The organism is Rhodococcus sp. 852002-51564_SCH6189132-a, assembly GCF_001665495.1.
GTDB lineage: Bacteria > Actinomycetota > Actinomycetes > Mycobacteriales > Mycobacteriaceae > Rhodococcus > Rhodococcus pyridinivorans.
In genome coordinates this window covers 1-24,598 of the sequence record NZ_LZMJ01000038.1, presented here as the reverse complement: position 1 = coordinate 24,598, position 24,598 = coordinate 1, and the positions used below count along the sequence as shown (strand labels likewise).

Here is a 24,598-nt window from a genome sequence, read left to right as displayed (position 1 = left end):
TCACCGAGCAACGCGGGGTTCACAACCAGTCGCGGCGCTTGAAGAGCACGTAGAGCACGATCGCCGACACGACCATGATCCCGACCCCACTCATCAGTCCCCAGGCCTCGCCTACCCCGGGATAGGGCACGTTCATGCCGTACCAACCGGTGACGGCCGTGGGGACGGCGATGATCGCGGCCCATCCCGTCAGTTTCTTCATGACGATGTTCAGGCGCGCGTCCTGCAGCGACAGGTTCGTCTCGAAGACGGTGTTCACCATCTCGCGCAGTGAATCGGTCCACTCCGCAGCACGCATCACGTGGTCGTAGAGGTCGTTGTAGGAACTGTCGAGTTCGGGGTGGTGGTTGCTCTCGGCGCGGGTCCGCAGGACGGCATTGACGACCTCGCGCATCGGCAGCACGACCCGCCGGAGCTGCACGAGTTCCTTGCGGAGCCGGTAGACGCGTCGCTGGATCTGCCGGGTGGAGGCGCCGTCCTCGAAGAGGCAGTCCTCGAGGTCCTCGGCGGCGTCGTCGAGTTCCTGGATGGTCTCGAACTGCCCGTCGACGACCGTGTCGAGCAGGCCGTGGATCAGCGCACCCGGTCCGTACTGCAGCAGGTCGGTGTTCTCGTCCCACCTGCGCACCGCCTCGTCGATGTCGAACGGAGTGCCGCGGCGAACGGTGACGACGCCGCGGGGCAGGACGAAGGCGGAGATCCGGGTGGTGCGGAGCCGGGACTCGTGCGCTTGATTCTCGTCCTCGGAATCCGGAAACAGGTGTGTCGCGTAGACCGTGAGGAAGGTATGGGTGGCGTAGCGGGTGGCCTTCGTGCGCTCGCCGTGTGCGAGCGAATCCTCGACGGCGTGCGGGTCGAGGTTCCATTCCTCGGCGAGTTCGAGCAGAGCCGTGTGCTCGGGATTCCACAGATCCACCCAGACGAGGGCCTCGGGATCGGCGAGATGCTCCGAGACGGCTGAGAGCGGGAAACCTTCGTCGACGAGTTTCCCGTGGGCCCACCGCCGGGTCCGGATGGAGTTGTCGTATCGGTCCGTCACCTCGGCAGTGTCCCCGAAATCGGCGGGCTTCACACCACGTTCCCGTCACGACCGGGCTCACACGACAGGACGATGCTCGGTGTCCACCAATCGCAGCACCTCGTCGACGAACCCGAGGTCGATCCGTGGCCGATCGTCAGGCCGCAGACCCTGTTCGATCCGTACCCGCATCGAGGTGAGCGTGGCGATCACGTGTGGCCCGCCGTCGGTCAGATAGCGCACCATTCCGCGCGCCGCGCACGCGTCGACCACGACGGCCAGGGTCTCCTCGGCCTCCTCGATGCGTCCGGCCGCGTGCAGGCAGGAGGCGAGCAGACGGTGGGCCTGCAGGTGGGCGCGGGGACGCGAGGTGGTGCGCTGTACCCACATCCGCGCCCATTCGACGGCCTGTTCCGCCGCCTCGGGCTCCCCGTTCTCGCTGAGCAGCCGGATCGCGGTGGAGTCCTCGATCTGGAGGGTGATCTCGACGGTTCCGTCGGGGTGGGGTGTGGTGTTCTCCGGCATCGTGCGCGTCGAGTGGCCTGGAGTGGCGATTCCGAGCCGGACCCGTTCGTTCTCGATGCGTGCCCGCAGGCGCGGCAGGTCGTGCAGCGCCGCGACCCGCAGTCCTTCGGCGAGCAGGGCGACGGCTTCCTGCCGGTTGCCCTGCAACATCTTCAGGCGCGCAGCGGTACCGAAGCGAGCGATGAGGAAATCCGTTCCACCGCCTTCTATTCCGAGCAGGTTGCTCTCGTCGAGCAGTGCTTCGGCCTCGGCGGTCCGTCCCTGTTCGTAGAGCAGCTCTCCGAGCATGGCAGCGGCGAGACGCCCTCCGTGGGTGTGGATTCCGCCGTTTCGTCGCGCTCGGCGCAGCGCTGTGCGGAAGTACTTCTCGGCCGAGGCGACGTCGAGTCGTTCGTTCGCGGCGATGCCGCACAGGCACTGACCGTAGATCGACGCGAACGGTCCGCGGGTCTCGCGGTGGTAGGGCTCCGCCCATTCCTGCCGCCGGATCGCTGAGGTGAAGTCGAAGCGGAAGATGTCGGCGTACGAAGCGAAGTCGGCTGCGGCCGCCACCACCCACGGGTGCACGGAGGTCGGATTCTCCAGGCACGGCGCGATGAGTTCGTAGATGCCGTCGATGCGGTCGGAGTTCATCAGGATCGACGCCTCGACGGCATCCGCCTCGATGTGGAGTGCTTCGACGTCGTAGCTGTCCGTCACCCCACGGTCGAGCAATTCCCGTACTGCCGCGAGGGTTCTGCGGCATCGGTCCAACCGCAGCAGCGCACTGTTCGCCCAGGCCTGCGTGAGCAGCAGGCGCGGATCGTTTGCGACGGCCCGCGGCGGCAGTTTGTCGATCAGGGCGAGCAGCGTGGCGATGTGCCCGTGCTCCATCAGGTACATGCCGTCGTCGGCGAGCAGGTCGACGGCGAAGTCGGTGTCGTTGGCGGCGAGGGCGTGGTCGACGGCCTCCTGCAGCATGCGGTTGCGGGCGAACCAGTCGGCGGCGGTGCGATTCAGGTCCGCGACCTTCTCGGGATGGTCGCGTTCGAGACGTCGACGCAGGAAGTCGAGGAACAGGTGGTGATAGCGGAACCACACGCGTTCGTCGTCGACGTGCCGCAGGAACAGGTCGCGTTCCTCCGCCTCCTCGAGCATCGCCTGGCTGCGCGGATCGCCCGTGAGCGCCGCGGCGAGGCTGCCGCTGATCGATTCGGTGATGCTCGTCGCGAGGAGGAATTCGTACATCCGGGGTTCGAGACCGGCCAGCACGTTGTCGGCGAGGAACTCACCGATCGCGTGGTGCCGACCGGTGATGTTCTCGATGAGCCACGACGGATCGTCGCTGTCGCGCAACGACAACGACGCGAGCTGCAGGGCTGCGGCCCAGCCCTCCGTGGTGAGGGTGAGATCCTCCACGTCCTCGGGGCCGAGGTCTATCCCGCCGATGTCGCGCAAGAAGGCGTTCGATTCGTCCACCCCGAACCGCAATGCCGTCGAATCGATCTCGACCAGCTCGTCGCGAACACGCATGCGGCTGAGCGGAAGTCCGGATCGGTTGCGGCTCGTCACCACGAGCTGCAGGTGATGGCATCCGCGGTCGAGCAGGAACTCGAGGGCAGCGACGGTCTCCGTCGACGTGACGCGGTGCCAGTCGTCGATCACCAGCGTCGCCGCGGTGTCGGTGCGGTGCAACTCGTCGATGAGCGTGCACAGTACGTACCGTTCGGCCTCGTCGCCGTGCGCGTCGAGGATCTGGCCCAGTTCGCGCGCGAGGACCGGCCGGATCTGCTTCATGGCCTCGACGAGGTGCGCGAGGAACCACAGGACGTTGTTGTCGTCGCTGTCCACCGTCAACCACGCGACCGGCACTCCCTCGGCGGCGAGTACGTTGCGCCACTGCGTCGCGAGGGTGGACTTACCGAAGCCGGTGGGGGCGTGGATGGCGACGAGACGGCGTCGTCCGCCTGCCCGCAGGAACGAGATCAGACGGCTGCGTTCGATCAGGGGACGTGAGGTCGAGGGCGGCCGGAACCTGGTCGACGGTGCGGTGGACGGACCGGTGCGTCCCGAGACCGTGGACGACCGGCCGGAGACCGTCGAGGCCGGTCCGGTGAGCGGTGGCGCCGAACGCGGCGGGAGCGGGCCGGACGGCGGTGACCCGGGCAGCGCCATCTCGTCGATGGGCAGGTTGTGGGCGCGCTGGACGTCGCGGAGCAGATCGCCGAACTCGGCGGCCGTCTGCGGCCGGTCCTCGGCATCGGTCGCCATGCCGCGCTCGAGGGCCTCGCACACGTCGTCGGGGATGCCCTCGCCGCGCAGGTCGGGGACGGGCTCGGAGGTGATGCGCACGAACTGCGCGACGATCTTCTCGCCCTCCTTGCGCTCGAAGGCGGCGTGACCGGTGATCGCCGCGAACAGGGTCGCGGAGAGGCCGTAGACGTCGGCGGCCGGAGTCGCGGCATGACCGCGCAGCACCTCCGGTGCCGTGAACGCGGGGGAACCGGTGATCTCACCGGCAGTGGTGCGGAAGCCGCCGCCGACGCGGGCGATACCGAAATCCGTCAGCTGCGGTTCGCCGTACTCGGTGAGCAGGATGTTGCCGGGCTTGATGTCGCGGTGCAGGACGTCGGAACGATGCGCCGTCTCGAGTGCACCGGCGACCTTCACCCCGATCCGGACCGCCTCCGGCCAGGCGATCGGTCCGTGCCGCCGGATGCGGGTGTCGAGAGAGTCGTGCGGGTGATAGTGCATCACCAGATAGGGCAGGCCCGTGTCCGTCGCGCCGGCCTGCAGCACGGTGACGATGTTGGGGTGGCCGGAGAGCCGCCCCATCGCGCGTTGCTCGCGTAGGAAGCGTTCGAGATCGGCGGGTTCGGGGGAGCGGCGCAGCACTTTCACCGCGACGTCGCGGTCGAGTTCGGCCTGCCGGCAGCGGTAGACCACACCGAAGCCGCCGCGGCCGATCTCCACGGCATCGGTGAAACCGGCATCGTGCAGCGCGCGCACGATGTCCGTCTCTGCGACGTCGACAATCGGCGCGCGCTGAGTGGCGGCCGGATCGTTCTCGGTCATCGGCGCAATCACCTCGGGAAGCCGTTTCCCCAGGATAGTCTCGAAATGTGCACGCCCGCCGCAGATCGTGCGTCGCCCCTGTTCTAACGTGGTCCGGCCGGACCACGGTGCCTCACCGGGAACGGACGAAACGACAATGCGACCAGAAGTGGGACATAGATGAAGAAGACTCTCGCGGCGCTGTTCGGTGCAGGTGTGGTCCTGCTTGCGGCGGCGTGTGGATCCTCGGACGGATCCGACTCGGCCGAGGAGACCACCACCACGACGAGCACCTCGGCTTCGGCGGAGGCCGGCAGCTCGGGCACCAGCGTCGAACTCGGTAAGAGCTACGAGGAGAACTGCGAGGCTCTGCTGCCCTACCTCGACGAGCTCGAGGAGTGGGGCCAGGACCGCGTGGCAGCGGCCCAGGCCGTCGCCGACGCCCAGCAGCAGCTCCCGGCCTGGCAGGATCTCAGCGAAGAGGAGCAGGCCGACACCCTGCGTGCCATCGAGAACGCCGGAAAGGGCGAGTGCTGACGGTCGAGTGGTGATCGACGAGTTGTACGACAGGTTGAGGCGCTTCCCGGATGTGGAAGCGCCCAACCTGTTCGCCGTCGACGGGGCCGATCGCCTGCTCCTCGACGAAGCCGCGCCCGCACTGGAATCCGCAGCGCCGGGCACGATCGTGGTCGTCGACGACCAGTACGGCGCCCTGACCCTGGGTGCGGCCGTCCGGTTCGGCGCGGAGCGGATCCGGGTGCATCAGGACTCGGTGGTGGCCGAACGCGCCCTGGCTGCGAACGCCGAGCGTGAGGATCTCACCGACCGCTACCGTTCCTGCGGACTCGACGCGGACCTGCTCGCCGGTGCCCGAGTGGTACTGCTGCGTCTTCCCCGTTCGCTGTCGGCGCTCACCGAGATCGCCGAGACCGTGGCCCGCCACGCCGACCCCGAGGTCGTCGTGTTCGCCGGTGGCCGCGACAAGCACATCAGCCTTGCGATGAACGACGTCCTCGCTGCGTCCTTCGCAGAGGTCCGCGCGTCGCGGGGACGGCAGAAGTCGCGTGTGCTCACCGCGCGCCGAGCAACGCCCGGACCGGCCTCGTATCCCGTCCGTGAGAGGCTCGACGAACTCGGCCTCACCGTGGTCGCGCACGGGGCCGCCTTCGCCGGCCCGCGCCTCGACATCGGTACCCGTTTCCTCCTCGACTTCTTCCCCCGTCTCGACTTCCCCCGTAACGACACGGACGAGCAGATCGCGGTGGACCTCGGCTGCGGCACCGGCATCCTCGCCGCGATGCTCGCCCGGCAGCTGCCCGACGTTCGCGTGATCGCGACCGATCACTCCTCCGCCGCCGTCGCCTCCGCCGCGGAGACGGCCGCCGCGAACGGGCTCGCCGACCGGATCGACACGCTCCGCGACGACGCCGCGAGTTCGATCGCCGCCGGGTCGGTCGACCTCGTGGTGTGTAATCCGCCCTTCCACATCGGCGCCGCCGTGCACACCGGCGCGGCCCACAAGATGTTCGACGCCGCAGCCCGGATCCTCCGCCCGGGAGGACAGATGTGGACGGTCTACAACCGCCACCTCGACTACCGCCCCGCGCTGTCGGGCATCGTCGGGCCGACCCGCGTCGAGGGCCGCAACCGCAAGTTCACGGTGACCAGGTCGGTACGGAGCCGGTAGAGTCCGATTAGTCCGAGCTTTCTCGACGAAACGGGAACTCGTGAGGTTACTGCCTCGTTGAACGGACAGAAGCGACCACGAGAAGGGAAGTGCACGGTGCGCACCACCAGTAACCCGGTGTTCCGCAACCTGCCCAAGCAAGAGGGCGGCGGATACGCCACGTTCGGCTCTGCGACGGCGGGCGCCGCGCAGGCCACCCAGCAATTCGGTCAGCCCCAGACGGATCCGTGGGCACGTCCCACCGACCAGCGGACCATGACGATCGACGACGTCGTCACCAAGACCGGCATCACGCTCGGCGTGCTCGCCGTCTCGGCACTCATCTCCTACGTCCTGGTCAACTCCAACGTCGGCCTGGCAGCTCCGTTCGTCATCGGCGGCGGTCTGATCGGCCTCGTCCTGGTGCTGGTCGCGACGTTCGGCCGCAAGATGGACAACCCGGCGATCGTCCTCGCCTATGCGGTGGCGGAAGGCTTCTTCCTCGGCGCGCTGTCGTTCATGTTCACCGACATCACGTTCGGTGGCGCCGGCGGCGCGACTCTGATCGCGCAGGCCGTCCTCGGTACCTTCGGCGTGTTCTTCGGCATGCTCGTCGTGTACCGCACCGGCGCCATCCGCGTCACGCCGCGCCTGACCCGCATGATCGTCGGCGCCCTCGTCGGTGTCCTGGTCCTGGCGCTGGGCAACCTCGTCGCCGGCTTCTTCATCGACGGTGGCCTGGGCCTGCGCGACGGCGGCCCGATCGCCATCATCTTCAGCCTCGTGTGCATCGGCATCGCGGCGTTCAGCTTCCTGCTGGACTTCGACTCCGCCGATCAGCTGATCCGCGCACAGGCCCCCGAGAAGGCCGCCTGGGGCGTCGCCCTCGGCCTGACCGTCACCCTGGTGTGGCTGTACGTAGAGATCCTGCGACTGCTCAGCTACTTCCAGAACGACTAGCAGTACGCCATGAAGACCCCGGACCACGGTCCGGGGTCTTCGTCGTTTCCCAGGGGGTGTTTTCCCAGGGGTGTACACCTTCACCCTGTCGGAAAGCCACGACGTGGGAACATGGAGTCATGCGCATTGCGGATTCCGTCATCGACCTCATCGGAAACACCCCCCTCGTCAAGCTCAACACGGTGGTGAAACCCGGATCGGGGCTCGTAGCGGCGAAGATCGAATACCTCAATCCCGGCGGCAGCTCCAAGGACCGTATCGCGGTGAAGATGATCGATGCGGCCGAAGCGTCGGGCGAACTGAAGCCGGGCGGGACGATCGTCGAGCCCACCTCCGGCAACACCGGCATCGGCCTGGCCCTGGTCGCGCAGCAGCGCGGCTACAAGTGCGTGTTCGTGTGCCCCGACAAGGTCGGCGAGGACAAGCGCAACGTGCTGCGGGCCTACGGTGCCGAGGTGGTCGTGTGCCCGACCGCGGTCCCGCCGGAGCACCCCGACAGCTACTACAGCGTCTCCGACCGTCTCGCCCGTGAGCTCCCCGGTGGCTGGAAGCCCAACCAGTACTCCAACCCGGGGGGCCCGGCGAGCCACTACGAGACCACCGGCCCGGAGATCTGGAACGACACCGACGGCAAGATCACGCACTTCGTCGCGGGCGTCGGCACCGGCGGCACCATCTCGGGTACCGGCCGGTACCTCAAGGAGGTCTCCAACGGTGCGGTGAAGGTCGTCGGCGTCGACCCCGAGGGCTCGGTGTACTCGGGCGGCACCGGCCGGCCGTACCTCGTCGAAGGTGTCGGTGAGGACTTCTGGCCCTCGGCCTACGACCCGTCGATCCCCGACGAGATCATCGCCGTCTCCGACGCCGACTCGTTCGAGATGACCCGTCGCCTCGCCCGCGAGGAAGGCCTGCTCGTCGGTGGCTCCTGCGGCATGGCCGTCGTCGCCGCACTGCAGGTTGCCGAGCGCGAGGGCCCCGACGCGGTCGTTGTCGTGCTGCTGCCCGACGGTGGTCGCGGCTACATGTCGAAGATCTTCAACGACAAGTGGATGGCCAGCTACGGCTTCCTCCGCGCGCCGCTCGACGGCAAGCCCGACGACTCCACCGTCGGCGACGTGCTGCGCGGCAAGAGCGGCGACCTGCCCGACCTCGTGCACACCCACCCGTCCGAGACGGTGCGCGACGCCATCGAGATCCTTCGGGAGTACGGCGTCTCGCAGATGCCGGTCGTGGGTGCCGAACCGCCCGTCACCGCAGGTGAAGTGGCTGGTTCGGTCAGCGAGCGCGAACTGCTCAGCGCCGTCTTCGAAGGTCGCGCGAATCTCGCCGATCCGGTCGAGAAGCACATGAGCCCGCCGCTGCCGAACATCGGCGTGGGCGAGTCGATCGACTCCGCCACGAAGGCGTTCGGCGACACCGACGCGCTCATGGTGATCGACGACGGCAAGCCCGTCGGTGTCATCACCCGCCACGACCTGCTCGGATTCATCTCTCAAGGCCGATAGGACACAGATCTTCATGACAGACCAGAACCAGCACGGTTTCGCGACCCGCGCCATCCACGCCGGGTACGAGCCCGACCCCCAGACCGGTGCCGTCAACGTGCCGATCTACGCGTCGTCGACCTTCGCCCAGGACGGCGTCGGCGAGATGCGCAACGGCTTCGAGTACGCCCGCACCGGCAACCCCACCCGTCGTCCCCTCGAGGCGAACCTCGCCGCGCTCGAGAACGGCACCTACGGCCGGGCGTTCGGCTCGGGCATGGCCGCTACCGACTGCCTGCTCCGTTCGGTGCTGCGTCCGGGCGACCACCTCGTCATCCCCAACGACGCGTACGGCGGCACCTTCCGTCTCATCGACAAGGTGTTCACGCAGTGGGGGATCGAGTACACCCCGGCCGCGATCAACGACGCCGACGAGGTGCGCGCGGCCGTGCGCCCGAACACCAAGCTCGTGTGGGTGGAGACGCCCACCAACCCGCTGCTCAACATCGGCGACATCTCGGCGCTCGCCGACATCGCGCACGAGGGTGGTGCCAAGCTCGTCGTCGACAACACCTTCGCGTCGCCGTACCTGCAGCAGCCGCTCACCTTCGGTGCCGACGTCGTGCTGCATTCGACCACCAAGTACATCGGTGGTCACTCCGACGTCGTCGGTGGCGCGCTGGTGACGAACGACGAAGAGCTCGACGCCGCCTTCGCGTTCCTGCAGAACGGTGCGGGCGCCGTGCCGGGCCCGTTCGACGCCTTCCTCACGCTGCGCGGCATCAAGACGCTCGCGGTGCGGATGGAGAAGCACTCCGACAACGCCGAGAAGCTCGTCGACTTCCTGTCGGGACATTCCGCCGTGACCAAGGTGCTGTACCCGGGTCTCGAATCGCATCCGGGCCACGAGTACGCGGCCAAGCAGATGCGTCGCTTCGGTGGCATGATTTCCGTGCGCCTCGCCGGTGGCCGCCAGGCCGCGCTGGACTTCTGCAAGCGCACCGAGATCTTCACCCTCGCCGAGTCGCTCGGTGGTGTGGAGTCGCTCATCGAGCATCCGGGTGCGATGACCCACGCCTCCACCGCCGGGTCGCTGCTCGAGGTCCCCGAGGATCTCGTCCGGCTGTCGGTGGGTATCGAGGATGCCGCCGACCTGCTCGCCGACGTCGAACAGGCGCTCGGCTGACACACCGGTCGTAGAAGACAGGAGAAGAAGGCGTCCCGAAGGACGCCTTCTTCTCGTGTCGATCGGGAAAACATCGACGGCGACGTGCGGAAGGAACCGCATAGCCCCCGGAAGCACTGCCGGGCGCCGTACGATCACGTGGTGACGGACAGCGAACATCCCGAATCCGCCCTGTGGGACACCGTGCTCGACACGGTACGGCGCCATGGACCCATGACGATCGACGAGGTGGCCGATCATCTCGAGGAGCACGGATTCGGCTCGGCCGAGCAAGTGATGATCGATCTCGAACAGTCGGAACCGCATCCGCTGTTGATGTGGTTGTCCGACGACCGTGTCGCGGCGACGGATGCGCTGTTCGAGGGCAGGATGCTCACACACCGCCTCACCGCGGACGAACTCGACCGGCACGCGATCCCGGTCGACGACATCGAACCGCTCCTGCTGCTCGTCTCCGAGGACGACGAGTTCGATCTCGTGCAGCCCGGTGGATTCGAAGCTGCTGCCACGCAAAACGATCCGGATTCGGATGAGATCGTCCGCAAGGAGACGATCGTCTTTCCCGAAGGAGCCCTGTCGGGTCACGAGGCGGGAGACCTGCTCGCACTCACCGTGCGGGACGGTCGCTTGTCGTTCGCTCCGGTCGACGACGAAGTCCGAAGTAGTGAGGCCGAATTCGTGCACGCGCTCGAACAGACCATTGCCCGCCAGCAGGTGGCGAGCCTCGGGGGCGCCTTCCTCGACGTGCTCGCCGATGTACCGGACGCGTTCTCCGCGCCGTCCCTGCCGCTCGGGGACTTGCTCGCCGGAGCCGGTCTGGCCCGCAGCGGAGACCTGGTGGCACCGAACGGTTTCGACTTCGACGGATACTCCGACCGGGCGATGTTCGAGATCTATGCCGAACAGCTCGGGATCCCCGTCGACGCCGTGCCCGGCGTGGCCCTGTTCGCGTCGCTGGTCGAAGCCCTCGAACGCGGCGACGACGCCGAACTCGACGAGCGTTTCGCCGTGGGAAAATCCGGTCTGTACTCGGTGCTGTCCGATCCCGAGATCGCCGAGACCGTCTACGACGAACTGGTGGGGGAGAAGCTCGCGCCCGAGGCGATCGAACAGGCCGCGCTGTGGCTGCTCGACCATGCGCCGCGACGTGCGGCGGGGGCAGCGCACTGGATCGCCGGTCGCGCGGCCGAATCGACCGGACGCCTCACGGAAGCCGAACGGCACTACGAGCGCTCGGCCGACCTCGACTCCGCCTTCGACCTCCCGTTGTTCGACCTCGCGCGCTTCGCTTCCGATCGCGGGGACGCGATACGGGGGCTGTCTCTGCTCGCCCGGGTGCCGGGCGGCGACGAACATCCCCTCCACGAAGTGCTCGAACGGTACCGGCCGAAGGAGGTCCCGGGGCTCGGCCGCAACGACCGCTGCTGGTGCGGGTCGGGCCGCAAGTACAAGGCGTGCCATCTCGGGCGCGCCGAGCACTCGCTCGAGGAACGCTCCGACTGGCTGTACATGAAGGCGGCCATGCACGCCCTCGAACCCGGATGGGCCGAACAGCGGGTCGCGCTGGCGGAGGCGCGTTCCGGCTACGGGGACGACGACGCGGTGGCCGAGGCCGTCGCCGATCCTCTCGTCGAGGACGTCCTGCTCTTCGATGCCGGCGCCTTCGCGGATTTCGTCGAGCGTCGCGGTGAGTTGCTGCCCGAGGACGAGGCCGAGCTCGCCCGCTCGTGGCTGGCGGTCGAGCGTTCGGTCTTCGAGGTCGAGGCGAGTGCGCCGGAGGAGTCGCTCACGCTGCGCGACGTCCGTAGCGATCGGGTGGTGGAGGTGTCCGCGCCCTGGCTCGCGGGTGAGGTGCCCGCCGGGACGTTGCTGTGCGCCCGTGTGATGCCGGTGGGGGAGGACCGGTGGGTGATGCCCGGCGGCTGCGAACCGGTGACGAAGGATCAGCGGGACACGCTCGTCACGCTGCTGGACGAGGACGCGGTCGATCCGGTGGACATCATGGACGTCCTGACCCAGCCGGACGCCGCAGACTTCTATCCGGAACCGTAACTCCGGACCCTCAGGAAGCACCGGTCCCACTGGTCCCAGTACTAGAACGTGTTCCTGAATATATGTGATAAGAACATCCGGAAGCCGCACTGGTGATCGACCTCACAGTTACGGTGAGAGCGGTTGATGGATGGATGTGGGGGTAGCGGATGTCGGTGGACCCGTCTGCGGTCATCGTGGCAGTGGCTACGGCAGCAAGTGCGCTCGTTCAGGGCGCGGACCTACCAGCAGAGATCAAGGATCAGATCAACGGGGCGATCGAGTCGTTCGAGGCAACTGCCGAGAACGCCGACACGGATGCGGCGAATCTCGTCGCGTCCTTGCCGGAACCGATGCAGCAGGGAGCACAACAGGCGGTCGCGGATGCGACGACGGCGGTCGCGGGAGCGATCGAGCCGCATCTGCCCGAGGATGCGGCCGCGGCCCTGCACCCCGCCGATCCGCAAGCAGCTCCGCCCGCTCTGGCGCCCGAACCGCCGGCCGCGCGTCCCGGGCCCTTCGGAATACCGGTCCAACCCCCGGCGACCGGTGTGGTCGGGAACCCGCAACCGGGTCCCACGATCCCGGGCACCGGGATCACGTTGCCGTCGATCCCGGCGATCCTTCCCGGAACGCGACTCGCACCCATCGGTGCGATCGCAGTGTTCGCGCCGTGGCTGAAGAAGGCCGGCGAACTGTGCGAAGGGGTCTCCGCGCCGGTCCTCGCGGCCCTCTACTCCGCCGAGAACGGTTTCCGGTACGGCCCGACCGCGCCGGTCTCGCCGGTCGGCGCCCGCGGCCCGGGACAGTTCATGCCCGGCACCTGGGACCAGTACGGCAAGGACGCCGACGGTGACGGCAAGGCCGACGTCCTCGGCATCGCCGACCCGGTCATGGCGTCGGGCAACCTCCTGTGCGACAACTACAAGCTCATCGACGACTGGAAGAAGCGCGGACTGGTCGAGGGCGACACCCTCGATCTGACCCTCGCGGCCTACAACGCCGGCGTCGGCGCGGTGAAGCGCTCGGGTGGCATGCCGTCCGGTCATCCCGACTACGAGAACCAGACGAAGCCCTACGTCGCGAAGATCCGCGCGACCGAGCACGTCTTCGCCCGCATGCTCTCGCCGTTCCTGGGTCTGGGCATCGGAGGCGGAGCCGGCGACGTCGGTAATCGCATCGTCGACCTTGCCTTCAAGTACCTCGGCCTGCCGTACGTCTGGGGTGGCGGCAATATCAACGGGCCGTCCGGCGGCGGTTTCGACTGCTCCGGCCTGACGTCGTACGCGGTCTTCGCCGCGACGGGCATCACGCTGCCGCGCACGTCCGAGACACAGTGGCACATCGGCACCGAGGTGCCGCTGTACGCGGCGCGCCCCGGCGACCTGCTGTTCGGCAACTGGCAGGCCGGCGGACCCGGTCACGTCGCCATCTACATCGGTGGCGGGCAGATGGTGCACGCACCCACCACCGGCGACGTCGTGCGGGTGGGGCCGGTCTTCCCCGACATGAAGGCGCGGCGCATCTTCTGACACCTGCCGTGAACACGCGAAAGGCCCGACCGAGAGAATCCGGTCGGGCCTTTCGGCTGCAGAGGGGACTGCCGCGGTGCGGCACTCGGCGATCAGCCGCGGTAAGGTTCCGCGCTCACCAGTGTCACCTTCATGGTGTTGCCGTTGGGCAGCGTGTACTCGCGGGTCTCGCCGACCTTCGCGTCGATCAGGGCGCCACCGAGGGGCGAGCTGGGGGAGTAGGTCTCGAGCTCGCTGTTGCGGGCACCTTCTTCGCGGGTCGCGATCAAGAAAGTCTCCGTGTCGGTCTCGTCGCCGGCGTAGTAGACGGTGACGACGGAACCGGGGAGGGCCACGCCCGACTCGGTCGGAGCGACGCCGACCTTGGCGGTGCCCAGCAGCTCCTGGAGCTGACGGATACGGGCTTCCTGCTGGCCCTGCTCCTCGCGGGCCGCGTGGTAGCCGCCGTTCTCCTTGAGGTCGCCTTCCTCGCGACGCTCGTTGATCTCGGCGGCGATGACAGGACGATTCGCGATGAGCTGGTCCAGCTCGGCCTTGAGTCGGTCGTACGACTCCTGCGTCAGCCAGGTCACCTGGGTCTCGGTCATCCTCGATCACTTCCTTCGGGTTGGAGCCCCCGGCTCCGTGGACAAGTCGTGCACATGCAACGACCGCGACAGCACGACCCCCGTCGTCCCCCCTGGTTGTCAGGCTGAACGGAAGTCGTACTGTCTGTTGATGCTCTTATGCAGCAATACACGGCCCCAAAGGGTGGAACCGTGTATCCGGCTATTTTAGCATCACTATCGTCGCTGCTCCGGAAAAGCGCAGGAAGCCGCTGGTCGCGGTAGATTTCTAGGGTGCGCGGAGGTAGTCGGGAGCCTCGGTGCTGCAGCCGTAGGTATCGCCCATTCCGGGGCGTTGTGACGTCTTGACCGTGGATGTCAGCACGACCGTCTGCGAATCGGACGCCGGGATGAGGACCTCGCGCCGTCCGGTCTCGCTGCCGTCCTTCGACCGCGCCCGGATGATGCAGACGGCATCCTCGGACGGATCGTCCCGCGTGACCTTGAGCTGGATGTCGATGGTGCTGTCGTCGATGATCTCGAAGGCGACCACCTCCGACTCGATCGGAGCCGAGTTGTTCTGGAACAGCACGAACGCCACGACGAGCCCGGCGAGCAGACCGGCGATGGTGAAACCCCAGCGCTTGCCGCGTGTCGACACGCGGGGCCCGGGGTACCGGGAGGAGGGGTACCGGTCGGTGGGCAGGGTGTTGCTCATCACTTTGCTTTCACAGCGGAACGATGGATCGGGCGTCGCCGCAGGGTCACGGCTGACGTCGGAATTATCAGGTGGAACTATAGAGGACGGATCCGTAGCGACCGCGACGCGGGCGCAGGGTCGGTTCCGGCGAAGCAGACGACGTGAGGTGGAGGAATACACGTGAGCGGACTACGGCTCATGGCCGTGCACGCCCATCCCGACGACGAGTCGAGCAAGGGCGCGGCCACGATGGCCCGGTACTCGGCCGAGGGACACGAGGTCCTGGTGGTCACGCTCACGGGCGGAGAGCGCGGCGACATCCTGAACCCCGCCATGGATGTGCCCGGCATTCGCGAACGCATGAGCGAGGTGCGTCAGGAGGAGATGGCCGAGGCAGCCCGCATCCTCGGGGTGCGGCACCAGTGGCTCGGCTTCGTCGACTCCGGACTGCCCGAGGGCGACCCCAAGCCTCCGCTGCCGGAGGGCTGCTTCGCTGCGATCCCGCTCGACGAACCGGTCCGCCGGCTCGTGCAGTCGGTGCGCGAGTTCCGCCCCCACGTCATGACCACCTACGACGAGAACGGTGGCTACCCGCATCCCGACCATATCCGGTGCCACGAGGTGTCGGTCGCGGCCTACGAAGCGGCCGCGGATCCGGATTTCCATCCCGAGCTGGGCGAGCCCTGGGCGGTGAGCAAGCTCTACTACTCGCACGGTTTCATCCGTAAGCGGCTCGAGCTGTTCCGCGAGGAGTACGAGCGTCGCGGGGAGCCGTTCCCGATGGAGCAGTGGCTCAACAAGTGGCGCACCGAGCAGGGCGACATCATGGGGCGCGTGACCACCCAGATCACCTGTGGCGACTACTTCCCGAAGCGCGACGACGCGCTGCGGGCCCACGCCACCCAGATCGACCCCAACGGATCCTTCTTCGCGGTGCCGTTGGACATCCAGCAGAAGGTGTGGCCGACCGAGGAGTTCGAGTTGGCCAAGACCCGCGTGAGCACAGTACTTCCCGAGACGGATCTGTTCGCGGGCATCGAGGACGGACAGGGCAAATGACGATAGGCACGCTCGCGGTCGATGTTCTGGCCGTCGAGATTCTGGCCCAGGAGCCGACCGGCCCCGAGTTCGGCAAGGCGTCTCCGCTCGGACTGGCCATCGTGGTGGTCCTGCTGGTCGCGACCGCTCTGCTGATCTGGAACATGAACAAGCGGCTGAAGAAGCTGCCCGAGAACTTCCAGCCGGAGCATCCCGAACCCGACCAGGCCGTGGACGACGGCACGCTGCCGGGTGCGATGCCCGGCGGAGCCGAGGAGAAGGCCGGCGGCACGAAGGCCACCGGTCCGGAACGTCCGGAACCCACCAAGGGAAGCTGACGACCGGCCGTCACCGGCGGTGCTCCTTCCGTAGCGTGGGGGCATGGCGAACCGACTGGCCGACGCCCTGAGCCCTTATCTGAGGCAGCACGCCGACAATCCGGTCCACTGGCAGGAATGGGGCGACGACGCGCTAGCGGAGGCGCGCGAGCGCGACGTGCCGATCCTGCTGTCGATCGGGTACGCGGCCTGCCACTGGTGTCACGTCATGGCACACGAGTCGTTCGAGGACGAGGCCACGGCCGCTGTCATGAACGAGAACTTCGTGTGCATCAAGGTCGACCGTGAGGAACGGCCGGACATCGACGCGGTCTACATGAACGCGACCGTCGCCATGGCCGGTCAGGGCGGATGGCCGATGACCTGCTTCCTCACCCCCGACGGCTCGCCTTTCTACTGCGGCACGTATTACCCGAACACGCCGCGCGGCGGCATGCCGTCCTTCGTCCAACTTCTCGAGGCCATCACCCAGACCTGGCACAACCGGCGCGATGAGGTCTCGCAGGCCGCCGACGCCGTGGCCACCGAACTCCGTCGCAGCAGCGGGGGACTGCCCGTCGGGGAGGCCGCTGTCGAGGCGGTCCTGCTCGACGCGGTGGCCGCTGCGATCGCCACCGACGAGGATCGCGAACACGGCGGCTTCGGGGGCGCACCCAAGTTCCCGCCGTCCAACCTGCTCGAGGGCCTGCTGCGCGGATACGAGCGCACGCGCTCCGCCGACGCGCTCGGTCTCGTCGAGCGCACGACCGACGCGATGGCGCGAGGTGGGATCTACGACCAGCTCGGTGGCGGTTTCGCCCGCTACAGCGTCGACGCCGCCTGGACGGTGCCGCACTTCGAGAAGATGCTCTACGACAACGCGCTGCTCCTACGGCTGTACGCGCACCTCGCGCGGGTGACCGGCGCGGAACTGCCGACGCGGGTCACCCGGGAGACCGCCGAATTCCTGCTGCGCGACCTGCTCACCACCGACGGCGGATTCGCCTCGGCGCTCGACGCCGACACGGACGGGGTCGAGGGCCTGACCTACGTGTGGACCCCCGATCAGCTCGTCGAGGTGCTCGGCGCGGACGACGGCCGGTGGGCCGCGGAGGCCTTCACCGTCACTCCCGGCGGCACCTTCGAACACGGCACCTCGGTGTTGCAGCTGCTCGACGAGCCCGACGATCCGGCCCGTCTCGCCGACGTGCGGGCACGCCTGTTCGCGGCCCGGCAGGATCGCGCGCAACCCGGACGCGACGACAAGGTCGTCACCGCGTGGAACGGCTTCGCGATCACTGCACTGGCAGAGGCCGGCATCGCACTGGGCGAACCCGCCTGGATCGACGCGGCGGCGAGGTGCGCGCGGTTCCTGCTCGACCGGCACCTCGTCGATGGACGACTGCGCCGCGCGTCGCTCGGAGGTGTCGTCGGATCTCCGGTGGGCGTGCTCGAGGACTACGGAGCACTCGTCACCGCGCTGCTCGCCGTCCATCAGGGGACCGGGGATCGGAGCTGGGTCGAGCGCGCGCGAGAACTCGCCGACGTCGCGCTCACGCAGTTCGCGGATCCGGAACGTCCCGGGAGCTGGTTCGACACCGCGCACGACGCCGAATCGCTGGTCGCCCGGCCGCGCGATCCGGTCGACGGGGCGACGCCGTCGGGGGCGTCGCTGATCGCCGAGGCGTTGCTCGGTCTGTCCGCGCTGGTGCACGACGACCCCCGCTACGCCGATGCCGCCGCGCTGTCGCTGTCGGCGGCCTCGATCCTGCTCGAGAAAGCGCCGCGTGCCGGAGGGCACTGGCTGACCGTGGCCGAGGCGTCGGTGCGCGGTCCGCTGCAGGTCGCCGTCGCGGGTGGCGGCGCACTCCTCGACCTCGCGCGCCGGCTCGCACCGGGGGGAGCGATCGTGGTGGGCGGCGAACCCGACTCGTCGCCGCTGCTCGATGGTCGGCCGCTCGTCGACGGAGCATCCGCGGCCTACGTGTGCCGGGGCTTCGTGTGCGATCGGCCGGTGACGACGGAGACGGATCTGCGCGAGGTGCTCGCCGCGCTCTGACTCGTCGGGGCCAGGCGGTGCCAGGGGCGGTGAATCGGTGCGCTCGGTCCTCTACTTCGAGGGTCTAGCTGCTCACGGCGGCTGCGACCGCGACGTTCGGCGACTCGATGCCGTTCTGATCGAACGCCTCGAGCACCGCGCGGGTGAGACTGCGGCGGATCGCCCACTGCTTGCCGGCGCGCACGCGCACGGTCAGCCGCAGCGTCACCGCACCCGCCGTCACGGAGTTGACCCCGAGCAGTTCGGGCTTCTCCAGGACGTCGGGTGCGATGTCCTCGCGTTCGACGCCGTCGAGTACGGCCCGCAGGGCGATCTGGCAGGCGCGGTCGACATTGGAGGTCGGTGCGATGGGTACGTCGATCACGGAGACCGCGTGGCCCTGGCTCATGTTGCCGACGCGCAGGATCTCGCCGTTGCGGCAGAACCACAGGGTGCCGTCGATGTCGCGGACGGTCGTCACGCGCAGGCCGACCGACTCGACGGTGCCCACCGCGTCGCCGAGGTCCACCACGTCGCCCACACCGTACTGGTCCTCGAGCAGCATGAACATGCCCGAGATGAAGTCCCGCACGAGGTTCTGCGCACCGAAACCAAGAGCAACGCCGGCGATACCGGCCGAGGCGATGAACGGCGCGACGTTGAAGCCGAGCGTGTCGAGCGTCTGCAGCACCACCCAGACGAGCACGACGACCGACACACCGGACTTGAATACCGAGCCGATCGTTTGGGCACGCTGGATCCGGCGTTCGCGCGCGTAGGGATCACCGATGGCGCGTTCGGCGCGTTCCTGCAGCGGTGCGAGGAACGATCGGCGGGGCTTGCCGGATTTCTCACGCGGCTTCGTCATGCGGTCGATCAGTCGGTGGAGGACGAAGCGGAGCACGATCGCGACGACGATGTAACTCACGATCGCGAGCGGCCGGTGGATCAGCCAGTCCCTGTTGGTCTCGGTCAGTTCGAAGGCGAGCAACGGAATAGACATCCCCCGCGAGTCTACAAACGGGTGCCGGATGCTTCAGGTGGTGTGAGAAGTTGCACGAAGCGGTCGGTGAGGTTTCAACCGAGAATCACGAGCCACACCGCTATCGCGTGACACAGTGCCGCGATGACCGTGGCCGCGTGAAAGAACTCGTGGTGCCCGAAGGTCGCGGGCCACGGATCGGGCCAGCGGGTCGCGTAGAGGATCGCTCCTCCGCTGTAGAACAGCCCTCCGAACAGCAGGAGCAGCATGGGAGCGAGACCGACTTCGGCGACCAACTGTCCGGCAACGGGCACGATGGCCCATCCGAGCAGCAGATACAGCGGCACACCGACCCAGCGCGGCGCCGTAGGCCACAGCATCTTCAGGGCCACGCCCGCCAGCGCGCCCGCCCACACGACGATCAGCAGCGGTCGCCCGGACTCCGGGGGCAGGGCGAGTGTCGCGAACGGGGTGTAGCTGCCGGCGATGAACACGAAGATCATCGAATGGTCGGCGCGCTTCATCCACACGCGGGACCGGGGCCCCCAGTTCAGGCGGTGGTAGAGCGCGCTGACGCCGAACACACCGCACACGGTGAGGCTGTAGATGGTCGCGGGGAGTACGGCGTCCGGGCGGTCGGCGAGGAAGGCGGCGGCCGAGACGAGGGCGACGCCGGCGATGACGGCCACACCGAAGGCCCAGGCGTGGATCCATCCGCGCATCCGCGGTTTGACGGGTAGTTCCTCGAGGCCGAATGCCGTCATGCGTGCGCTCCTCTCGGTACCGATCAGTAACCTACGCACCCGTAGGTTTGTTCCGTCGTCACGTTACAGCCCGTGAGGGCGCTCCGGGAGACTCTGTGGCCACCGACGCGACCGTCCGTACGCCTGGGCGTAATGTGACTCGCGTGGTGATGACGGGGTGAGCGTCCGCGGACTGCTGTACCGGCTCTACGAGCGCAGGCTGCTGAAGGAACTCGACGGAGCACGGCATCCGCGACACGTCGCGGTCATGTGCGACGGCAATCGGCGTTGGGCGCGCGAGAACGGCTTCACCGACGTCAGTCACGGCCACCGCGAAGGTGCCAAGAAGATCGCCGAGCTGCTGAGCTGGTGCGACGCAGCCGGTATCGAGACGGCGACGATCTACTTGCTGTCCACCGAGAACCTCCGGCGCGACCCGGAGGAGCTCGATGCTCTGCTCGAGATCATCTCCGACGTGGTGGAGGAGATCTCCGCGCCCGGCCAGAACTGGGGCGTGAAGATCGTCGGCACCACCGACCTGCTCCCGGCCGACCACGCCAAGCGGCTGCACGAGGCCGCGGCCGGCACCGCGGGCCGGACGGGCACGCACGTCAACGTCGCCGTCGGGTACGGCGGTCGCCAGGAGATCGTCGACGCGGTGCAGTCGCTCCTGCGGGTGCGCTACGCGCAGGGGTTGCGTGGCGAAGAGCTCGTCGAGTCCGTGACGGTCGACGGTGTCGACAGCCACCTCTACACGTCCGGTCAACCCGATCCGGACCTCGTGATCCGTACCTCCGGCGAGCAGCGACTGTCCGGATTCCTGCTCTGGCAGTCCGCCTACTCGGAGATCTGGTTCACCGAGGCGTACTGGCCCGAGTTCCGCCGGGTCGACTTCCTGCGCGCGCTGCGCGACTACGCCGCCCGGCACCGCCGGTTCGGCGCCTGACGGCACCCGCCGGTTCGGCGCCTGACGGCACCCGCCGGTTCGGCGCCTGACGGCACCCGCCGGTTCGGCGCCTGGAACAGGGCCGAGCGGCGGGGCGCGTCAGAGCTTGCGCAACCGGAGCCGGTTGATGGCGTGATCCGAGTCCTTGCGCAGGACCAGGGTCGCGCGGGGACGCGTCGGCAGGATGTTCTCCACCAGGTTCGGCAGGTTGATCGAGTGCCAGATCTCCTTCGCGGCACTCATCGCGTCCCGGTCCGACAGGTTCGCGTAGTGGTGGAAGTGCGCCTCGGGATCCGCGAAGGACGTCTTACGCAGCGCGAGAAAGCGTTCCACGTACCACTTCTCGATGTCCTCGATACGCGCGTCGACGTAGATCGAGAAGTCGAACAGGTCGGAGACCATCAACCGCGAACCGGTCTGCAGCACGTTCAGACCCTCGATGATGAGGATGTCCGGCTGCCGCACGATGTGGTACTGACCCGGGATGATGTCGTACGAGATGTGGGAGTAGATCGGCGCCGCAACCTCTTTCGCTCCCGACTTGACCTCGGTGACGAACCGCAGCAGTTTGCGCCGGTCGTAGCTCTCGGGAAAACCCTTGCGGTGCATGATGTTGCGCCGCACCAGTTCCTTGGTGGGGTAGAGGAACCCGTCGGTGGTCACGAGATCCACCCGCGGGTGATGGTCCCAGCGTGCCAGCAACGCCTGCAGCACACGGGCCGTGGTGGACTTGCCGACCGCCACCGAACCGGCCACACCGATCACGAACGGCACCTGCTGGTCGGGATGCTTCTCCCCGAGGAAGGTCGCGGTCGCGGCGAACAACCGCTGCTTCGCTGCGACCTGCAGGTGGATCAACCGGGCGAGGGGGAGATACACCTCCGCGACCTCCGCGAGGTCGATCTGCTCGCCCAGGCCCCGAAGCCCGATGAGTTCGTCCTCGGTGAGGACGAGGGGAGTCGACTTCCGCAGCGTCCGCCACTGCTTGCGGTCGAACTCGACATACGGGCTCGGTTCGTTCAGACGAGCCATCGGCACGGCTTCCCGGTGGCGCGGCGGATGCGGCGTTGCATGTCCATGTAACGGATTGTGCTCGCTGACACAGGCGGATGCCTCCCCGGGGTCCCCACCCCGGCGGGTTGTCCCGTGTCGGGTCGCCGACGAGCGACTACGCTCGGCCGGTATGGGAGCCGACGACTTCGTGAACGAATATCTGCTGCTGGGCCTGGCTTTCGACCGGCTCGAGGACGGGTACGTCGACGCCTACACCGGCGATCCCGCGCTGCGGCGGAAGGTCGAGAACGCCCCGACCCCCGATCCCCGTGATCTATCACACACCGCGCGACGCCTGCGGGACGAACTTCCCGGTGCGGCACTGTCCGACGAGCGCACCCGTTTCCTCGACGTGCATCTGCGCGCCCTCGACTGCTCGGCCCGCAAGTTCGCGGGGGAGGAGATCGGTTTCGTCGACGAGGTCGAGGCATACTTCGACGTCCGCATCGCGCCCGGCGACGAGGACACCTACCGCGACGCGCACCGTCGCCTCGATGCGTTGCTGCCCGGCACCGGATCGCTCACCGAACGGATGCAGGCCCACCGTAAGTCCGATGTGATCCCCGCCGATCGTCTCGCCGAATGCGTCGACGCGTTCTCGAGCGCTCTACGGGAGAAGGTGCGGGCGGTCTACCCATTGCCCGACACCGAGCGTGTCGAGTACGAGATCGTCGGCGACAAGCCGTGGTCGGGCTTCAACTACTACCTCGGCGACTACCGTTCGCGGGTCGCGATCAACTCCGATCTCGAACAGACGATGGCGCACCTGCCGCGGCTGATCGCGCACGAGGCGTATCCCGGGCACCACACGGAGCACTGCCGCAAGGAGGCCGGTCTCGTCGCCGGCGGTCAGGCCGAGCAGACGTTGTTCCTCGTCAACACCCCGCAGTGCCTCATGGCGGAAGGGCTCGCCGATCTTGCGCTCGAAGCGATCGTCGGCCCGGGCTGGGGGGAGTGGGCGCAGGACATCTACGCCGATCTCGGGCTCCGGTTCGACGGCGAACTGGCCGAGCAACTGTCCGAGGCGTCCGAGCAGTTGCTCTCGGTGCGGCAGGACGCCGCGCTGCTGCTCCACGACCGCGGGCGCAGCCACGACGAGGTCGTGGAATTCCTGCAGCGCTGGTCGCTGTCGAGCCCCGAACGTGCCCGGCAGTCGCTGCGGTTCCTGTCGTCGCCGTTGTGGCGCGCCTATATCAGCACCTATGTGGAGGGCTACCGGCTCCTCGGCAGCTGGCTCGGGCAGGTTCCGGCCGGAGCCGAGCGCGCCGACCGTTTCCGGCGCCTGCTCGACGAACCCCTGGTGCCCAGCAGCCTGCGGTGAACCGCAGGTCGCTCGGGGACCGGCTTCCGGAGCGGTGGACGGCCTTCGTAGACTGGAGGACGTATCCCTGACGTCCTCTGCTTGGAGAAACCTCGATGACCGCTGCGCCCGGCGCCGACGTGAACACTGCCGCACTGAACGACCTCGATCCCGAGGTCGCCGAGGCCATGGCCGGCGAGCTGTCGCGTCAGCGCGACACGCTCGAGATGATCGCGTCGGAGAACTTCGTGCCGCGCGCCGTCCTCCAGGCCCAGGGCAGCGTCCTGACCAACAAGTACGCCGAGGGTTACCCCGGTCGTCGTTACTACGGCGGCTGCGAGAACGTCGACGTCGTCGAGGACCTCGCCCGTAACCGCGCCAAGGAGCTCTTCGGCGCCGATTTCGCGAACGTGCAGCCGCACTCGGGTGCGCAGGCGAACGCGGCGGTGCTCATGGCGCTGATGACCCCCGGCGAGAAGCTGCTCGGTCTCGACCTCGCGCACGGCGGCCACCTCACGCACGGCATGAAGCTCAACTTCTCCGGCAAGCTGTACGACGTCGCGTCCTACGGAGTCAGCAAGGACGACCACCGCATCGACATGGACGAGGTCCGCGACATCGCGCTGCGCGAGAAGCCGAAGGTCATCGTCGCCGGCTGGTCCGCCTACCCGCGCCACGAGGACTTCGCCGCCTTCCGCTCCATCGCCGACGAGGTCGGTGCCTACCTGTGGGTCGACATGGCGCACTTCGCCGGTCTGGTCGCCGCAGGCCTGCACCCGTCGCCGGTGCCCTACGCCGACGTCGTCTCCACCACCGTGCACAAGACCCTCGGTGGCCCGCGTTCCGGCCTGATCCTCGCCAAGCAGGAGTGGGCGAAGAAGATCAACTCGGCCGTCTTCCCCGGCCAGCAGGGCGGACCGCTCATGCACGCGATCGCGGCGAAGGCCGTCGCGCTGAAGATCGCCGCGAGCGACGAGTTCAAGGACCGCCAGCGGCGCACCCTCTCCGGTGCCCGGATCATCGCCGACCGCCTGTCGCAGTCCGACGTCGCCGACAAGGGCATCTCGGTGCTCACCGGTGGCACCGACGTGCACCTGGTCCTGGTCGACCTGCGCAACTCGCAGCTCGACGGCCAGCAGGGTGAGGACGCCCTCCACGAGGTCGGCATCACCGTCAACCGCAACGCCGTGCCGTTCGATCCGCGTCCCCCGATGGTCACCTCGGGCCTGCGCATCGGCACCCCGGCGCTCGCGACCCGCGGTTTCGGCGACGAGCAGTTCACCGAGGTCGCCGAGATCATCGCGCAGACGCTCGTCGGTGGCGCCGACGCCGAGTCGCTGCGGACCCGCGTGAGCGCCCTGGCACAGTCCGTGCCGCTGTACGAGGGCCTCGAGGACTGGCGTCTGATCTGACGGCTTCCTGCTGTCGCCGACCGGCCCGCACACCGCCCGCGGCGGCCGGGGCCCGCGCGACGCCCGAAGTGAGGATGTCGGTGAGGCTT

At 68.1% G+C, this 24,598-nt stretch carries 20 protein-coding genes; 13 read left to right on the top strand and 7 right to left on the bottom strand.

Annotated elements, in window-relative coordinates:
• Positions 1-19: 19 nt before the first annotated feature.
• Both A5767_RS09165 and A5767_RS09160 read right to left on the bottom strand, forming a co-directional pair.
• Positions 20-1,039, bottom strand: coding sequence for a magnesium transporter CorA family protein (locus A5767_RS09165; protein WP_037216292.1), 1,020 nt, complete (start codon positions 1,037-1,039; stop codon positions 20-22).
• Between the two features lie 57 nt (positions 1,040-1,096).
• Positions 1,097-4,597, bottom strand: coding sequence for a serine/threonine-protein kinase (locus tag A5767_RS09160; RefSeq protein ID WP_064852182.1), 3,501 nt, complete (start codon positions 4,595-4,597; stop codon positions 1,097-1,099).
• Between the two features lie 159 nt (positions 4,598-4,756).
• Between A5767_RS09160 and A5767_RS09155 the strand changes: the two genes are divergently transcribed.
• The 7 genes from A5767_RS09155 to A5767_RS09125 all read left to right on the top strand — a co-directional run bounded on the left by A5767_RS09155 (position 4,757) and on the right by A5767_RS09125 (position 13,435).
• On the top strand, positions 4,757-5,113 hold the full coding sequence (locus A5767_RS09155) for a hypothetical protein (protein ID WP_033097231.1): 357 nt from the start codon (positions 4,757-4,759) through the stop codon (positions 5,111-5,113).
• Between the two features lie 7 nt (positions 5,114-5,120).
• Positions 5,121-6,263, top strand: a complete 1,143-nt coding sequence (locus tag A5767_RS09150; protein WP_064852139.1) for a class I SAM-dependent methyltransferase — start codon at positions 5,121-5,123, stop codon at positions 6,261-6,263.
• A 96-nt stretch (positions 6,264-6,359) separates the two neighbouring features.
• The gene (locus A5767_RS09145; protein WP_006553873.1) at positions 6,360-7,202 is read left to right on the top strand and encodes a Bax inhibitor-1/YccA family protein; all 843 of its coding nucleotides are present in this window, start codon (positions 6,360-6,362) and stop codon (positions 7,200-7,202) included.
• Between the two features lie 119 nt (positions 7,203-7,321).
• Entirely contained in the window at positions 7,322-8,707 is a 1,386-nt protein-coding gene (locus tag A5767_RS09140; protein ID WP_006553874.1) for a cystathionine beta-synthase, read from the top strand.
• A 13-nt stretch (positions 8,708-8,720) separates the two neighbouring features.
• Positions 8,721-9,872 (top strand): cystathionine gamma-synthase, encoded by a 1,152-nt coding sequence (locus A5767_RS09135; RefSeq protein WP_019288736.1) that lies wholly within the window; start codon positions 8,721-8,723, stop codon positions 9,870-9,872.
• A gap of 141 nt (positions 9,873-10,013) precedes the next feature.
• Positions 10,014-11,924, top strand: coding sequence for an SEC-C domain-containing protein (locus tag A5767_RS09130; RefSeq protein WP_019288735.1), 1,911 nt, complete (start codon positions 10,014-10,016; stop codon positions 11,922-11,924).
• A gap of 149 nt (positions 11,925-12,073) precedes the next feature.
• A complete protein-coding gene (locus A5767_RS09125; RefSeq protein WP_064852138.1) occupies positions 12,074-13,435 on the top strand; it encodes a C40 family peptidase in 1,362 nt (453 codons plus the stop codon).
• Positions 13,436-13,527: 92 nt separating this feature from the next.
• On the opposite strand, the gene greA is transcribed toward A5767_RS09125, so the two are convergent.
• Positions 13,528-14,022, bottom strand: a complete 495-nt coding sequence (gene greA / locus A5767_RS09120) for a transcription elongation factor GreA (RefSeq protein WP_006553878.1) — start codon at positions 14,020-14,022, stop codon at positions 13,528-13,530.
• Between the two features lie 247 nt (positions 14,023-14,269).
• Positions 14,270-14,698 carry a DUF4307 domain-containing protein gene (locus tag A5767_RS09115; protein ID WP_024103267.1) on the bottom strand — a complete coding sequence of 143 codons (429 nt, stop codon included), beginning with the start codon at positions 14,696-14,698 and terminating at the stop codon, positions 14,270-14,272.
• Positions 14,699-14,860: 162 nt separating this feature from the next.
• Here A5767_RS09115 and mca point away from each other — a divergent pair, with 162 nt between their 5' ends.
• The 3 genes from mca to A5767_RS09100 are packed head-to-tail and all read left to right on the top strand — an operon-like array spanning position 14,861 to position 18,094.
• Complete coding sequence (mca, locus tag A5767_RS09110) at positions 14,861-15,739, top strand: mycothiol conjugate amidase Mca (protein WP_006553880.1); 879 nt, start codon at positions 14,861-14,863, stop codon at positions 15,737-15,739.
• The gene (locus A5767_RS09105) at positions 15,736-16,056 is read left to right on the top strand and encodes a hypothetical protein (protein ID WP_006553881.1); all 321 of its coding nucleotides are present in this window, start codon (positions 15,736-15,738) and stop codon (positions 16,054-16,056) included. Before mca ends, A5767_RS09105 begins: the two co-directional genes overlap by 4 nt.
• Before the next feature lie 43 nt (positions 16,057-16,099).
• Positions 16,100-18,094, top strand: coding sequence for a thioredoxin domain-containing protein (locus A5767_RS09100; RefSeq protein ID WP_064852137.1), 1,995 nt, complete (start codon positions 16,100-16,102; stop codon positions 18,092-18,094).
• Between the two features lie 64 nt (positions 18,095-18,158).
• Here the strand turns inward: A5767_RS09100 and A5767_RS09095 are convergent, their stop codons facing one another.
• Together A5767_RS09095 and trhA are read right to left on the bottom strand one after the other, a co-directional pair.
• Entirely contained in the window at positions 18,159-19,076 is a 918-nt protein-coding gene (locus A5767_RS09095; protein ID WP_033097237.1) for a mechanosensitive ion channel family protein, read from the bottom strand.
• 74 nt (positions 19,077-19,150) lie between these two features.
• Positions 19,151-19,819 carry a PAQR family membrane homeostasis protein TrhA gene (trhA, locus tag A5767_RS09090; RefSeq protein ID WP_019288732.1) on the bottom strand — a complete coding sequence of 223 codons (669 nt, stop codon included), beginning with the start codon at positions 19,817-19,819 and terminating at the stop codon, positions 19,151-19,153.
• 157 nt (positions 19,820-19,976) lie between these two features.
• Here trhA and A5767_RS09085 point away from each other — a divergent pair, with 157 nt between their 5' ends.
• Positions 19,977-20,744: an isoprenyl transferase gene (locus A5767_RS09085; protein ID WP_006553884.1), complete on the top strand. Its 768-nt coding sequence runs from the start codon at positions 19,977-19,979 to the stop codon at positions 20,742-20,744.
• A gap of 99 nt (positions 20,745-20,843) precedes the next feature.
• Here A5767_RS09085 and coaA read toward each other — a convergent pair whose 3' ends face one another.
• Positions 20,844-21,776 carry a type I pantothenate kinase gene (coaA, locus tag A5767_RS09080; protein ID WP_064852136.1) on the bottom strand — a complete coding sequence of 311 codons (933 nt, stop codon included), beginning with the start codon at positions 21,774-21,776 and terminating at the stop codon, positions 20,844-20,846.
• Positions 21,777-21,927: 151 nt separating this feature from the next.
• Between coaA and A5767_RS09075 the strand changes: the two genes are divergently transcribed.
• Complete coding sequence (locus tag A5767_RS09075; RefSeq protein WP_064060078.1) at positions 21,928-23,118, top strand: hypothetical protein; 1,191 nt, start codon at positions 21,928-21,930, stop codon at positions 23,116-23,118.
• A gap of 95 nt (positions 23,119-23,213) precedes the next feature.
• Complete coding sequence (gene glyA, locus A5767_RS09070) at positions 23,214-24,509, top strand: serine hydroxymethyltransferase (protein ID WP_006553887.1); 1,296 nt, start codon at positions 23,214-23,216, stop codon at positions 24,507-24,509.
• The last annotated feature ends 89 nt before the right edge of the window (positions 24,510-24,598 follow it).